Genomic DNA, 13,981 nt, shown 5'->3' with positions numbered 1-13,981 from the left:
ACAGGCCATGGCATCGATCGTCCTGGGCGCCGCCACGTCGCACACCCCGCTACTCATCCTCCCCCCCGAGATGTGGCTAGAGTACGCCGAGCGCGACGAGAACAATCCCGAGCTCGTCTTCCCCACGGTGGGCCGGGCGATGAGCTACCAGGAAGCCGTGGCCACGGTGGTCCCGGAATGGATCCGTACGCGGCCGCGCGACCTCGCCACCTTCGAGAAGCAGTCGGAGCGGTGCCAGACCGCGCTCGACGAGCTCGCGCACAGCATCGCCGCCGCGCGCCCCGATGTCATCCTGATCATCAGCGATGACCAGGATGAGTGGTTCTACGAGTCCAACATGCCGGCGTTCTCCCTCTTCTGGGGCGACACCGTGCCGCTGATCCCCCGGCCGATCTCGGTGCGGGGCACCGAGCGGCAGCGGATGATGGACCAGATGGTCGCCGACGGTTACGGAGACGTGCGCCGTGACGTTCCGGTCGACTCCAGGCTCGGCCGGCATCTCATCGAGTACCTGGTCGAGCACGATTTCGACGTGAGCCAGATGACCTACGTCGAGGAAAGCTACGGCGGCAGGGTCGCGCGCCGCTATCCGGCAGGCGACGGCGAGCTCGACGTCGTCCGCGAAACGGCGTTCCGGCCCCAGGGGCTTCCGCACGGCTACGCCTTCGTCGTGCGGCGGCTCCTCGGGGACGGGCATCCGCCGATCCTGCCGCTCTCGCAGAACACCTGCTATCCGCCGAATGCGGTGACGCCGCGGCGCTGCCACGCGCTCGGCGAGGCGCTCGCGGACGCCATCGCGGAGTGGGACGACGACGTGCGGGTCGTCGTGATCGCCTCGGGTGGGCTCAGCCACTTCGTGGTGGACGAGGAACTCGACCGCGTACTGCTGAGGGCACTGCGGGAGCGCGACACGGCGACACTCACCTCACTGCCTCGCGAGCGGCTGCACTCGGCCACCTCGGAGTGCCTGAACTGGGTCACCCTCGGCGCGATGATGGCCAAGACGGACCTCACCATGGAAGAACTCGCCTACGAACCCGTCTACCGCACCGAGGCGGGCACGGGGGCGGGCCTCGGCTTCGCGCGCTGGTCCTGAACGCATGGGTTTCCGTGCGGTACGCCCGCCTGCCCCGGGGTCGCGCCCCGGGGCAGGCGGCCGCGTTCACCGCTTCCAGAGCCGGCTCGACGCGATGGCCGCTCCCTCCGACAACGAGCGGAGCTTGGCCCATACGATCTCCTCGTGCCCGACCCGCGAGCCGATGCCGCAGTCCGTGCCCGCCTGCAGGTTCTCCGCACCGACCACGCTCGCGAACTTCATCAGCCGCTCGGCGACCAGCTCGGGGTGCTCGACGAGGTCGGTCGCGTGGCTGACCACGCCGGGCGCGAGCCGCTTGCCCTCCGGCAGCGCGACGTCATCCCAGACCTGCCACTCGTGAGCGTGCCGCACGTTGCCCGCTTCCACCGCGTACGTCCCGGCGTCGATCCGGACCAGCAGGTCGGCGATGTGCCTCAGCTCAATGTCGTTGACGTGCGGGCGGTGGCCGCTGCCCCAGCACATGTGGAAGCGAACCTGGTCCTGCGGCAACCCGCGCAGTGCGTGGTTGATGACCTCCACGCACTGCTCCAGGTAGCGGCGGTACTCCTGGACGTCCCAGTCAGGGTGGAACATCCATGCCGAGGCGAACTCCGGCTCGTCGATCTGCAGCACCAGCCCGGCGTCGGTGATCGCGCGGTACTCGGTCGCGAGCGCCTCCGCGGCTGCGAAGAGGTACTCCTCCTCGGTCTTGTAGTACGCGTTACGGGAGCCGGCCGCGAGACTGAGCGGGCCCAGGGCGGCGATGAAGCCCTGGTGGCCGCCGTCCTTGGTGGCCGTGATGAGCGCGTCGACGTCGGCGGCGATGGCGCTGTGGCCGGTGTAGGAGATCGGCCCGGTACACACCCGCTCGGTCGTACGCGGCTTGGGCGGGCCGGGAGTGGCGAAGCCAGGGCGGATCGGCCCGCCCGAGCCGGACAGCCACAGCCCGGAGGCGTATACGCCGGGGAAGTCCCTGCGGTCCCGCTCCGCGACCCCGGCCCGCTTCGGCTCGATGGACGGGTCGATCGGGAGCACCTCCCAGCCCTGGACCCGCTGGTGGATGTAGCCGTGGTAGTTTCCCGGCTCGCCGGCCTTGACATACTCGCCGTCGTTGAGGATGTCGACGCCGTAGTCGACTTGGCGCTGGACGACCTCTCGCACGGCCTCGGGCATGTACGCGTCGATCGCGTCCCGGTCCGGTGGGTCGCCCGCGATCAGCTCGGTGAGCCGTGATGGCAGCGGAAGGTTTCCTCCGTGGGTAACCTGGATCTTCTTCGAAGTGGTCATGACACCTTTCCTCACGGTGACGGACGGGCGGCCGCGCGGACCGCATCCGTCTTGACGAACTTCTGGAGTTGGTGTGCGGCAAGGTCGGCGCCGACCAGGCCAGCGCGGATGGCGAAGCTGTAGGTCACCTCGGCGACATAGACGTCGCCGTGCGAATCGACCGCGATGCCATGCGGCGCCACGAAGGTGCCGACCGTCCCCCGGGCCGGCGGCCGGTCCGAGGGGCCGCCGGTCCCCCACCGGTCGAGCACCCTGCCGCGGCGGTCCAGGACCGTCACCCTGCCGGGCTGGTCCCGGTCGGTGGCCGCCCGGACGAAGGACGCCTTGCCGGGCGGGCGCCACATTTCGGCCACGTACACGGTGCCGTCCCGGTCTATCGCGATGTCGGAGGGGCGGCGCACGTCGGTCCACTGACCGGCCCAGGTGCCGTCGCGGTCGAAGATCTGGATCCGGTCGTTCTCCCGGTCGCCGACGAGCAGCATGCCGTCGCCTGTCAGCCGGATGCAGTGCGGGAGATGGAACTGCCCGGGCCCAGTGCCGACGGTTCCCCAGGAGCGGACGAACTCACCCTCGGCGGTGAAGTGGTGAACACGGCAGTTGCCGTAGCCGTCGGCCACGAAGACGTCGCCGTCTTCGGCCACGGCCACGTTGGTACAGCCGTTGAACGGGCCCGCCGGTCGTCGGACGGTCTCGACATTGTGCACGGCGACCGGTCGGCCGAACGCGTGGCCGGTGTCGGACGGTACGCCCGGCGTGCCCAGTGTGAGCAGCAGCCGCCCATCGCGGGTGAACTTGCGTACGGTGTGGTCGCCGTTGTCCACGCACCAGATGTGGTCGTCCGGGCTGACGGTGAGCCCATGCGGCTGGGTGAACACCCCGCTCCCCCACTCCCCAACGAACGTGCCGTCGCGCTCGTAGACGAGCACCCGCCCGTCGTACCGGGTGAGCAGGTAGACACGGTCGCCGGAGTCCGTCCCGACGGCCGAGACATCGCGGTGGGCGAGAGCCTCGGGCAGCCGCTCCCAGGTCGCCGTCACCTCGAACCCTGCCGGCGAGAGGCGCTCCGGGGCGGCCGTCACGCGCCCGCCCCGGCCGTCGCGGGCAGCCAGCCCCACGGGTGGGTGCCCCAGCGCGGCGCGATCGGCTCGCCGGCCCGCAGCGTGTGCACCGGGACGATGCCGTGCCGTCCGGTGAACGTGTCGCCCAGGGAGTCGGTAAAGGAGAACTCGCCCGGGACGAGGTCGAGGATGGTGAGGTCGGCCTCGCGTCCGGCGGCCACGGCGCCCAGCCGGTCAGCCATACCGAGCGCGGCCGCCGCCGCGGACGTGGTCATCCGCACGACGTCCTGGAAGGAGTAGCCGATCGCGAGGAACTTGGCCATGCACTCGACGAGGCTGTGAAAGTTCTGCCCCATCGCGGTGAGGTCGCTGCTGATCGTGTCCGGGTGCAGGCCGATCTGCGCCTGGCGCTCGGCCACCCGGTAGCCGAAGTTGGCCCGCCCGAGCGCGGAGTCCAGCACCACGCCGTTGGACCCGGCTGCTGCGGCGGCCTTCTCCATGCCGCTGACGCCGCCCACGTTGGCCGTGCACAGGTGGGTGAGAATGTCGCCGGGTTCGAGCGCCCCCAGCAGGTAGCGGGTGACCTCCGGCAGCGCGGCCGAGCCCGCCCGGCGCGCGCCCATGGGATCGCCGATGTGCACCATCAGCGGCACCCCGAGCTCCCGGGCGATCTCCTTGGCCCCGCGCACCATGTCCGCGCCGCGCTCGTCGGCGATCGCGCCGACGAGGCGCAGTTTGACCCCGCTGATCAGCCCGGGGTTCGCGGCAGCGCCCCGCGTGACCGCCCCGATGTCGATGTCGTCGAGCCCGGCCAGGTCGGCGGCGCTCGTCATGGAGTGCGCGTGGCTGCCCGCGTTGACGAAGCACACGATCCGCGTGCGCGCCGCGGGCTGGATGTGGGCGGGAAAGACCCCGATCTGGGAGATGCCGGTGGACCCGCAGTCGACCACGGTGGTGACCCCGGAGCGTACGCCGACGTCGTCGGGATCACAGCTCTGCAGCGCAAGGCCCTTGGTGTTGGCGCCGCGCGCAACGTGCGTGTGCATGTCGATCAGTCCGGGGACCACATAGCGGCCCTTCCCGCCGGCGTCGAGAACCGTAGCGGCGCGGTCCGCCGGGATGTCCGGCGCGACCTCGACGATCAGGCCGTCCTTGATCGCGATGTCCCTCGGGCCGTCGGTGCCCGAGGCCGGGTCGACGAGGTGGCCCTTGATCAGCAGGTCATACATCTGAGTCATCTCTCCCGTGTTACGGCCACAGCGACGCGGAGGGGCCGATCTGCAGCACCCACGCCCGTTCCAGGTCCTCCACGTCCTTCTCCCTGCCGAGGCCGGCGAGGACGGCGGGGCCGTCGACCCCGGGCGGCGCGGCAGGCGCGCCCAGGCGGGCGGGCGTGGCGGACAGCCTGATCGCGACGCCGGGCATCCGCATGGTGCCGACGCCGTCCAGTTCCTGGTCGACGCTCAGGCCCCGGGCACGCACGGTGTCGTCCGCCATCAGCTCCTTGAGGCCGACGACCCGGTGAGCGGCGATCGCGACACGGCCGAGCGCCTCGATCCATTCGGCGCGCGGACGGGTGGCGAAGGCCCGGGCGAGGACGCCGCCCAGGCCGGCCTCGTCCGCGTCGCGTACGCTCCGCAGGCCGGGGACCTCGGCCAGCCGCGGCAGGTCGGCTGGGGCCGCGCCGAGGAACAACCATCCGTCGGCGGCCTCATAGAAGCGGTGCAGCGGATGAGGACCGAGCGACTCCGGCCCGCCGTTCTCCGTGTCCGTCCAGGGGACCGCCGCCTGGTGGACGGCGCCGGTCCGGGATAGGGAGGCGCTGAAGTGCGAGCCCGTGCTGGTGCCGAGCCGGCCGTACACGCCGAGCGCAGCGGCGAACGCGGCCATCACGCCGGTGCCGTAGTCGAGAAGGTTGTAGGGGCCGTAGACGGCGGGCCGGTCGCCGCCGGTACGGTGCATCAGGCCGGTGACGGCTTGGCCCTGCACCTCGTACCCGCGCCGGGGCGCCCACGGCCCGGTCGCGTCGTAGCAGCTGACCGACACATACACCACGTGCGGGCAGCGCGCCCTGACATGCTCGTAGCCGATGCCGTAGCGCTCGGCGGTGCCTGGCGGGAAGTTCTGGATGAGTACGTCCGCCTCGGCCAGCAGGTCCCACAGGACCCGTTGGCCGGCCGCGGACTCGATGTCGAGCAGCATGGACCGCTTGCCCCGGTTGACGTAACCGTGCGCCGCCACCCGCCGCTGCGGCGCGTTGATCTTGCATACGTCGGCCCCCAGATCGGCGAGGAGCCGCCCGGAGGTGGGTCCGGCGAGGATCTGGGTCAGGTCCACGACCTTGATGCCCTTGAGCGCAGCCCCGTCCGGCCGGTGTGCCGCAGGTCGCTGCGCCGCGGTCCCCTTCCCCCTGGCCAGTTCCGCCTCCAGCTCGGCGTGGTCGGCGTCGCCAAGCCGCCGCGGCTTGGCGGGCGCCCCCGGCGAGCCGGCGGGGACCACGGCGGGGCCGGCGAGCCAGGTCGGGCCGAGCATCGGGTCGTCGACGTGGACCACCTGGCCGGACTCGCGAGCGTGGGCGGTCCCGGCCCACTCCGCGGAGGTTCGCACCATGGCCAGCGGCACGCCCGCGTCGGCGCCGATCCGCTCCCACTCCAGCGCGGTGCGGCCGAGGAACAGGTCGGCGAGCCGGCCGCGCAGCTCGGCGAGGAGCGCGGGCTCAGTACGCAGCCGCACCTCGTCGGTGAGCCCTTCGGCCGCCCAGTCCGGCCGCCCGGCCGCCGTGAGGAACCACGTCAAGAACCGCGCGTGCGTACCGATCGGAGCGAACTGCACGTATCGCCCGTCCGCACAGCGGTAGGTCCCGGTGCCGAGCGCGGTCAACGGCATTTCCTTGGCGGGGGCCTGCCCGGGATGGTGCAGGGCGTGCCCGCCGATCAGCTCGAACATCGCGTCGAACAGCGGCACCTCGACCCGCTGCCCCTCCCCCGTCCGGTGGCGGGCGACGAGCGCCGCCACGACCGCGTACGCGGCGAGGGAGGCGGCGGTGGTGGACGCCGCCGGCACCTGGCTGTAGGTCGGCCGGGTATCGTCCCACCCCGGAGGTCCCTCACCGTTGCGCACCCGGCAGTTCCCGGTGGCGGCGGCGATGACGCCCTCCCAGCCGGCCAGATGGGCGCGGGGGTCGTCGGCGGCGAAGCCCGGCAGGGCACAGTAGACAAGCCCGGTGTTCCGCGCGGACATCGCCTCCCAGCCGACGCCGAGCCGGTCCATCACGCCGGGCCGGAAGTTCTCCACCAGCACGTCCGACGCCTCGATCAGCCGGTGCGCGAACGCGAGGCCGGCGGGATCGGTGAGGTCGAGCTCGATCCGGCGCTTGCCGCGGTTGAGCGCGGCGTCGGCGGCGCCGTCCACACGCGGCCCACCCGGCGGGTCGACGTGCACCACGTCGGCTCCCTGGTCGGCCAGCATGAGCGCGGTCAGCGGGCCCGCCACGTACTGGCCGAAGTCGACCACGCGTATGCCTGTCAGGACACCGGTCGCCATGTCGTCAGACCTCCACGTCGAACAGCAGCCCGGCCGGATTGGCGGAGACCGCTGCGGCCAGGTCGGCGGCGGGCAGGCCGAGGTCCAGCAGTCCGCGCAGCACCCTGCGCACGGTGTGGACCGGCTGCGGGCTGCGCAGCGGGCCGGTGTCGGAGCTGATGATCACGCGATCGGCCGGCAGCGCGTCCAGGAAGCGGGCGAGGTCCTCCACGACGAGGTCGGTGTCGCGCAAGCCGTCCGCCCGGTCGTAGAGCCCGGCGCAGAACTCGATGTGCGCTCCCTGCTCGGCCCAGCCGGTGACGTGCTCGGGGTCGCTGCCGATGATGAAGTCAGGGTGGCTGATCATGATTCGCCCCACCCCGGCGGCCAGCGCGGCGGGCAGCAGCAAGTCGATTTCGTCGGCTCCGAGGTGGCCGGTGTTGAGTATCGCGTTCTTCGTGGCGATGAGCTCCAGGATCTCGTGCACCTCGCGCCTGAGTACGCCGCCGTCGAGCACCGAGATCGGCGGGCCGGAGCGCAGGGCGAACCCGACCGCGGGGAAGTGCGCGTGCTCGTGAAAGCAGCGGTGGGCGTGCGAGTCGAGAGTAGGGAACCACACGACGCGTCCTCCCATCTGGAGGGCGTGCTCCACGGCGTAGGGGTTGAGTCCGCCGACCGAGTGGTTGAGCGCGATCCCGCCGAAGACCTGGATCGGGATGTTCGAGAGGCCGTGCTCTTTCAGCGCGAGGATCTCGGGGACCATGCTGTGGTGGTGCGATTTGGCGACGATCGCTCGGTAGCCCGCTGCCGCGGCCGCGGCAGCGATCTCGACGATGTCCATGCGGCGGGGAATGGCCGCGGGCTTGGGGTGGGTGTGGAGGTCCACCGCGCCCTGGAGAAGCCGGTCCACCTCGGGGTCGGGCCGGCCTCCCACCCGGTCCAGGTCGCTGATCGTGTACTCCTGGCGCAGGCCGATCCCCATCGTCGTTGACTCCATTCGCAGGTTGAGTAGGACGGGTCCGGGACCGCTGCGTGAGCACCACGCGAGACCCGCCCGTCCACGGCGTTCAGACCAAATGACACCGTTCAGCAGTCGCGTTCACATTCCGCTCATCATGTTCGATATTCAAAAGCAGTGTCAAGGAGTGGAACGACGCACCTAACAATCAGGAGAACAAGGCTTGTGCGCGCCCAACCGCTCCCCTACGCTCACGGCAGCCAGATGATGCACACAACGTTCACATTGCGAACTCTCGGTGCGGCGTGACTTCCGCCTCCAGAACACATCCCCACTCACGATCATCTCGACGATTCGATCGGAGGAGATGCCAGCCATGACAAGCCGACTCCCCACTCCCCGTCGCGCCATCGCCGTCGCCACGGCCATCGCCACCCTCCTCGTCCTGTCCTCTTGCGGCGGCGGAGGCGGGACGAACGACGGTACGTCCACCGACAAGGGCGAGCTCCGGTTCGGCGGAACGGTGGTGTCGACATTCGATCCCGCCATGTCCGCGACCTATAACCAGAGCTTCCTCACCCCCGTGTACGAGAGCCTGCTCACCCGGGACGCCTCCGGTGAGGTGATCCCCGGCCTGGCCACCGAATGGGAGCTGTCCAAGGACGGCACGACGTTCGACGTGACCCTGCGCGACGGGGTGAAATTCCAGGACGGCACGCCGCTCACCGCCGACGCCGTCAAGCGCTCGATCGAGCGCGGGAAGACCCTGCCCAAGAGCCTGGTCAAGGCACAGCTGGACATGGTGAAGAGCATCGAGGTGGTCGACGACACGCACGTGCGCTTCCACCTCAGCGGGCCTCCCGGGGCGATCGCCAACATCCTCGCCAGCGAGGCGGGCATGATCATCAGCCCAAAGGCGATCGACAGCCCCGACCTCGGCACCAAGCCGGTGGGCACCGGGGCATACACACTGGTCAGCAAGACCGACAGCGAGGTCGTCTACAAGGCGTGGGACGGCTACTGGAACAAGGCCGCAGTGAAGAACTCCGGGGTCCGCTACCTCCAGCAGCAAGACTCCTCGGCCCGGTTCCGCGCCCTGGCCTCCGGCCAGCTCGACGCGATCGGCATGGACGGCTCGCAGATGGCCGAGGCCCAGAGCGCCGGCCTCAAGGTCGTGCAGGGGGCGAGCACCAACCTGATCGGCATCCTGCTCAACCCGAAGGCCGTGCCCGAGTTCGCCGACCCGCTCATCCGCCAGGCGATCATGCGCGTGATCGACCGCAAGGCGATCGCGGACAACAGCGGGTTCACCGGGGCGTGCACGCCTTCCGTGCAGCCCTTCCCCGAAGGGTACTGGGCGCACGCGGACGGCTTGGAGCAGGATCCCGACCTCACCTATGACGTCGCCGCCGCCAAGAGCCTGCTGGCCAAGGCCGGCAAGGCGGACGGGTTCTCCTTCACCCTGAGCACGATCGCGTTCCCGGCCTTCTCCTCGCTGGCTCAGATCATCCAGGCGCAGCTCGGCCAGATCGGCATCAAGATCAAGATCAACGTGATGGACACCAGCGCGTACGGCGTCGCGCGCGGCTCGGGCAACCTCGAGGCCGGGCTCGGCCAATACGCCACAGGACGGCCGGACCCCAGCGCCTTCCTCCAAACCATGTACCTGCCCGACGGGTTGTACAACTACGGCAAGGTGGAGTACCCGGGCGCGGAGGATCTGCTGAAGAAGTCGCTCGCAAGCACCGACACCAAAGAGCGTTCCGGGCCCACCCACGAGCTGATCAACATAATCACCAAGACCGGCCCGAGCCTGATCCCGATCTGCAGCCTGAAGCAGACCTACGGCGTGAGCACGAACGTCGAGGGGTTCGGCACGACACTCCTGCAAGAGTACGACTGGCGCGGCATCTCCGTGAAAAACTAGGCAACGACCCCGGTGAGGCCGGTCCGCATAGGGTGCGGCCCGGCCGCACCCTATGGCGCACCTGAGGGCCCGCGTCGCGCTCTCGCCCGAACTCGTTCTCGTTTCCGACCGGTGATCGCTCGCCCCCGAGGACAGGCCGACGCAGCCCCTGAAGACCGCAACCCGCCGTTGGCCATCTCACAAGGTGAGAAGAAACCCCGCCAACCAAGGTCACGATGAGGTTAGCGAGACCGGGGATGACCAGAGACACGATCAAGATGAGGGCCGCCCACCGAATGGATGGACCCGTGGCTGGCCTGCCGGCTCGACAACGCCCTGATGCGGATGTCCATGCAGCGCTACGCCGTGGACCGGGGTGAGGTCACCCCATGTTCTCCTGGGGTTCCATGTCCACCGTCCAAGGCCGTGACCTTGCGTACCTTCACCATGCGTCCCAGTGAGCCGGACGACGACGGGACCAAGCTCTACGAGGTAGCTGCTGGCCAGCGCTTCCACGGCGTCGATCCTTCCGTAGTCGAATGGTCACGCTTTAGGTTTTGGTGCAGCTCGATGCGTTGGCCTTGCTGGCGCCACGACTGGAGCTGCGGCTGGCTTCGCACCCACGACAGCAGCCATCGGCATTCGGAAATCGTGCTGGGCAAGTTCCACGGGGGTTGAGAGCTGCAGTTGCACCGCCTGTCGAAAGCCGGAGCCACCGGGCCTGCTCACGGTACGCAAAGACAGGACACGGCCCCATCGGCCCCGAGGTATACCTATTGCTATACTCCAGAGGTGGCCGGAGGGGAATGGGACGTCTACGTCGTAACCGAGGTCCGCGAATGGATCGAGCAGCTCGACGATCCCACCCACGCAAGGGTGGTGCAGGCCATCGAGGCGCTCGCCGAAGGTGGTCCTGGGCTGGGGCGGCCGCTGGTCGACATGATCACAGGATCGTCGATTCAGAACCTCAAGGAACTCCGGCCCGGCACGGTACGCATCCTGTTCGCCTTCGACCCGTGGCGCTCCAGCATCCTGCTGGTCGCCGGTGACAAGGCCGGACGATGGAAAAGCTGGTACGAGGAGGCCATTCCGCTGGCCGAACACCGGTATGAGGTCTACCTGAAGGAGCGCGCTCAGCAGGAGGAGGGAAAATGAGCGGGTACGTTCGCTGGAAGGACATCCGGGCGGAGCATGTCGAGCGGGCCGGCGGGGAGGAAGCGGTCGAAGCCGGTAAGCGGGAGCTTCTGGCCGAGGTCCAGGGGCATCGGCTGGCGGAGATCCGCCGCAGCCGTGGCCTGACCCAGCAGCAGGTGGCCGAGCGCATGGGGGTCACCAAGGGGCGCATCTCTCAGATCGAGCAGGGCAAGATCTCCGGCCAGGACATCCTGGCCCGCTACGCGGTCGCTCTCGGAGGCCGACTCCACCAGTCGATCTACTTCGATGACGGTGATATCGCCGCGATCGCCTGACCAACTCGAGCAGAACGTCATGCTGGGCGCGGTAGCCGACTTCGGCGGCCACCCCGCGTGGGGTGCGTGAGCAACCCGGCGATGGTCAAGCGATCCCTGTTTGCTCGCTGGTTGCTCGCCTGTCCCCGATACAGCACGGAACGCGGTGTCATCACCCGGCAGAGCGACAGGGAGGATGGGGGATGAAACGGCGCGAAACGGCACGGTACGACACCGGGCGACACTGATCAAGGGCGCTTTTAATCCGTCGGTTCAGGGTTCGAGTCCCTGGCGCCCCACCTGCGAAAACAGTCCCGAGACCATGATCATATGGGGCTGTTGACGGCTACGGTTGACGGCAACGTCGGTCACCTATTGGCGGCCAGGTAGCGAAGGACCCCATCAGCCGGCAACAGGTATCCCATCCAGCGCTCTTCGGGCGGGGTACCGTTCAGTTCACGCGCGTCGACGCTGCCTGACGTCTCGAAGCCGATCAAGCCGAGTCGGAACGGGACCTCCTGATAGACGCTGGTTCCGATGTCGGCCAGCCAGTCGTCGTAAGTGCGCCGCCAACCGAAGACTGCCTCTCCGCCGGCCTGATCGAAAAGGTAGCTTCCGAACCGCTCGTCAATGCGCTCAAGCGCGCCCACCGGTAGGTAGAAGTCGAGCCAGTCCGAGCCTCCATCCTCACGGACAGCCACGCATCCGCACACAACCCGGTGACCGGTCGGAAGGATGACCGTACCTCGCAGGAATCCAAATTCGGCCAGTGACGAAACGGTGCAGGCGACCTCGTCCTGCTCCTCGGGCTCACGATCGCGATGGCCGTAGCAGCCCTCGATAGCGGCCGCTCGCCAGAGCGCCGACAGCGCCCCTTGAAGGCGTTTAAACCCTGGAGGGTCTCAGGAGTCCCGACGACACCGCGTGCGGTGAGTCCAGGTCCGCGGTGTGGCTAAGCCTGGCCTACCGCGTCGGCGGCGCCCATCGCCTCGCCGACCACTGATCGACTTTGAGCACCAGTGGCACTTCGTCCATCCCAACCTGGATGGACGAAAAGAACCGCCGGAGAGACCACCCGCTCTTCGTTAACCAGATCTTCAACTGCAGGACGGCGCGACGTACTGCACCTCCTCGCGGCCTACGAAGCGCCTTTCAGCAGGCACGCCCCACGTCGCGAATCTTAACGGCGAAGCCCGACAAGAATTGTCAATACGACTCCGGCAGCTACGGCGGAGGCTGCGGGGGAGGCACGCTCGGCGCCGCCAGTTCCTCCAACCCCTGGAACATCTGGCACCTGTGCGAGGACATCCCTATCTGGCCGGACGACTGCACCGAGAGCGGAGTCACCTGGTCGTGAACCCAAGGCCGACCGCATGAAGACCGCAGAGGCCGGCTCCGCCCAGAGGAACCCGCCTCTGCCGTCGATGGAACTCTCGATCCAGCGACCGGCCCGGCGTAGCCCGCTCGGTCCACGACACGGATGCTTCAGGCGGGGCGGCGAACGGTGGTAAGCCGGTGGTAGGGGGCGGCGGCCTCGGGTCGGGGGTCGCCATCGGCGCTGACTTCGGTGGCCGCCTTGAGGCAGGCCTTCCATGCCTCGTGGACACGCCCCATGTTCCCCGCTTGGGTCCTTTGTCGGTCGGGGGGATACCGTTGATCACATACGGGCCGTCAACCGGGCCATATCCAGGGTGTCAGGCCACCTTGGCGGACGGCGCGGTCCAGGTGTTGCAGGCGCCGGGGTCGCCGGTCGCGAAGCCCTGACCGGCCCAGTAGGTGATCGACTTCCTGCTCCCGGTGTTCTTGCCCGCCCAGTCGCGTATGTAGAAAAGCAGGTCGTCCCAGTCCTCGCGGCCACGGTGCAGGGACTTCCAGACGCTCGCGATGAAGGCGCCGCTGAAGCAGGAGTTCTGCAGGTTGTATCGCCGGTTCTGCTCGGCGAGCTCCCCCTTGTTCTGGTAGGGCTGTTTCTCCCAGGCGCGGGTGATGCCCACGAGGCTCTGCACGTGCTCGCCGTAAAGCTCCGCCATCAGGTTGAACAGGAACAGGTCGTCGGGCTCCTCCAGGAGGTCCTTGTCCAGGACGATCTCCATGGTGCGGGAGGCTTCACAGTAGAAGCTGCCCCAGTCCTTCCACTTCGCACCGCAGAATCTCACCGGCGCCTTGGTGGCGTACACGACCTTGGGCTTCGACCACTTCAGTCCCGCCGCCTTCAATTCCCTGGCCCAGGTCCGGTTGAGGCAGGCGAGGACGCCGTTGAGGTAGCTTCTCGCCGATTTCGGGTCGAGCTTCTTGATGGGCTTTTCCGGGCACGCGGTGGTGGGCAGCGCTCCGGCCTCGTACAGGGCGTTCTCTGTGAGAGCCTTGTCCTTCACTGGGCGGGCGGCGGCGGAGGCGGCCGGGACGAGCGCCACCGCCGTCGCGGTCGCAAGCGTGATCATGATCGGTTTCATGGGCGACGAGACTATAGGCACCGTGAAGCCAGGAGCAGTACAGTCCGCAGCAATTTGTCCGAGTCGAGATACGAGCGGCGGAGATTGCGAAGACCGTTCACCCTCACACAATTCGCAATTCCCTCCGAGTTCGGCGACGCCGGTCAGGGCTGGGCACCGACCACCGCGCCTTCGGTGCCGGCGTACGTGACCGTTCCCCGGTGGTTGTGCGACCGATCGATGACTGCGCGGACTATGGGCGCTATGCGGTGGTTACTGGATGGGCGACTCCATC

Annotated in this window: 11 protein-coding genes; 4 read left to right on the top strand and 7 right to left on the bottom strand. The window is 68.8% G+C overall.

Annotated elements, in window-relative coordinates; translation table 11 throughout:
* The first annotated feature begins 7 nt into the window (after positions 1-7).
* Positions 8-1,096, top strand: a complete 1,089-nt coding sequence (locus tag ACQEVJ_RS19690) for a hypothetical protein (protein WP_433102995.1) — start codon at positions 8-10, stop codon at positions 1,094-1,096.
* Positions 1,097-1,162: 66 nt separating this feature from the next.
* Here the strand turns inward: ACQEVJ_RS19690 and ACQEVJ_RS19685 are convergent, their stop codons facing one another.
* From ACQEVJ_RS19685 to ACQEVJ_RS19665, 5 genes are read right to left on the bottom strand one after another with little or no spacing between them, the layout of a single operon-like run.
* A complete protein-coding gene (locus ACQEVJ_RS19685; protein WP_433102993.1) occupies positions 1,163-2,362 on the bottom strand; it encodes a cobalamin-independent methionine synthase II family protein in 1,200 nt (399 codons plus the stop codon).
* Positions 2,363-2,373: 11 nt separating this feature from the next.
* Positions 2,374-3,441: a peptidyl-alpha-hydroxyglycine alpha-amidating lyase family protein gene (locus tag ACQEVJ_RS19680; RefSeq protein ID WP_433102991.1), complete on the bottom strand. Its 1,068-nt coding sequence runs from the start codon at positions 3,439-3,441 to the stop codon at positions 2,374-2,376.
* Entirely contained in the window at positions 3,438-4,658 is a 1,221-nt protein-coding gene (locus tag ACQEVJ_RS19675) for an amidohydrolase family protein (protein ID WP_433102989.1), read from the bottom strand. The genes ACQEVJ_RS19680 and ACQEVJ_RS19675 overlap by 4 nt, the downstream gene beginning before the upstream one ends.
* A gap of 10 nt (positions 4,659-4,668) precedes the next feature.
* Positions 4,669-6,963, bottom strand: a complete 2,295-nt coding sequence (locus tag ACQEVJ_RS19670; protein WP_433102987.1) for a CaiB/BaiF CoA transferase family protein — start codon at positions 6,961-6,963, stop codon at positions 4,669-4,671.
* 4 nt (positions 6,964-6,967) lie between these two features.
* On the bottom strand, positions 6,968-7,924 hold the full coding sequence (locus ACQEVJ_RS19665; RefSeq protein ID WP_433102985.1) for a DUF6282 family protein: 957 nt from the start codon (positions 7,922-7,924) through the stop codon (positions 6,968-6,970).
* Positions 7,925-8,276: 352 nt separating this feature from the next.
* Between ACQEVJ_RS19665 and ACQEVJ_RS19660 the strand changes: the two genes are divergently transcribed.
* From ACQEVJ_RS19660 to ACQEVJ_RS19650, 3 genes are all read left to right on the top strand, one after another.
* Positions 8,277-9,827 carry an ABC transporter substrate-binding protein gene (locus ACQEVJ_RS19660; RefSeq protein ID WP_433102983.1) on the top strand — a complete coding sequence of 517 codons (1,551 nt, stop codon included), beginning with the start codon at positions 8,277-8,279 and terminating at the stop codon, positions 9,825-9,827.
* Between the two features lie 771 nt (positions 9,828-10,598).
* A complete protein-coding gene (locus tag ACQEVJ_RS19655; RefSeq protein WP_433102981.1) occupies positions 10,599-10,961 on the top strand; it encodes a type II toxin-antitoxin system RelE/ParE family toxin in 363 nt (120 codons plus the stop codon).
* Complete coding sequence (locus ACQEVJ_RS19650; RefSeq protein ID WP_433102979.1) at positions 10,958-11,275, top strand: helix-turn-helix domain-containing protein; 318 nt, start codon at positions 10,958-10,960, stop codon at positions 11,273-11,275. Before ACQEVJ_RS19655 ends, ACQEVJ_RS19650 begins: the two co-directional genes overlap by 4 nt.
* A gap of 347 nt (positions 11,276-11,622) precedes the next feature.
* On the opposite strand, the gene ACQEVJ_RS19645 is transcribed toward ACQEVJ_RS19650, so the two are convergent.
* Positions 11,623-11,955, bottom strand: coding sequence for a hypothetical protein (locus ACQEVJ_RS19645; RefSeq protein ID WP_433102977.1), 333 nt, complete (start codon positions 11,953-11,955; stop codon positions 11,623-11,625).
* Positions 11,956-12,948: 993 nt separating this feature from the next.
* On the bottom strand, positions 12,949-13,707 hold the full coding sequence (locus ACQEVJ_RS19640) for a neutral zinc metallopeptidase (protein ID WP_433102975.1): 759 nt from the start codon (positions 13,705-13,707) through the stop codon (positions 12,949-12,951).
* Between the last annotated feature and the right edge of the window lie 274 nt (positions 13,708-13,981).

This window comes from Microbispora sp. CA-102843 (assembly GCF_050936215.1).
GTDB lineage: Bacteria > Actinomycetota > Actinomycetes > Streptosporangiales > Streptosporangiaceae > Microbispora.
The sequence above is the reverse complement of the archived record's forward strand: the minus strand, read 5'-3'. Positions and strand labels throughout refer to the sequence as shown.

Coding starts and splice junctions, on each gene's coding strand:
- ACQEVJ_RS19690 (WP_433102995.1), top strand. CDS start 8: ATGGCATCGATCGTCCTGGGCGCCGCCACGTCGCACACCCCGCTACTC.
- ACQEVJ_RS19685 (WP_433102993.1), bottom strand. CDS start 2,362: ATGACCACTTCGAAGAAGATCCAGGTTACCCACGGAGGAAACCTTCCG.
- ACQEVJ_RS19675 (WP_433102989.1), bottom strand. CDS start 4,658: ATGACTCAGATGTATGACCTGCTGATCAAGGGCCACCTCGTCGACCCG.
- ACQEVJ_RS19670 (WP_433102987.1), bottom strand. CDS start 6,963: ATGGCGACCGGTGTCCTGACAGGCATACGCGTGGTCGACTTCGGCCAG.
- ACQEVJ_RS19665 (WP_433102985.1), bottom strand. CDS start 7,924: ATGGGGATCGGCCTGCGCCAGGAGTACACGATCAGCGACCTGGACCGG.
- ACQEVJ_RS19660 (WP_433102983.1), top strand. CDS start 8,277: ATGACAAGCCGACTCCCCACTCCCCGTCGCGCCATCGCCGTCGCCACG.
- ACQEVJ_RS19650 (WP_433102979.1), top strand. CDS start 10,958: ATGAGCGGGTACGTTCGCTGGAAGGACATCCGGGCGGAGCATGTCGAG.
- ACQEVJ_RS19640 (WP_433102975.1), bottom strand. CDS start 13,707: ATGAAACCGATCATGATCACGCTTGCGACCGCGACGGCGGTGGCGCTC.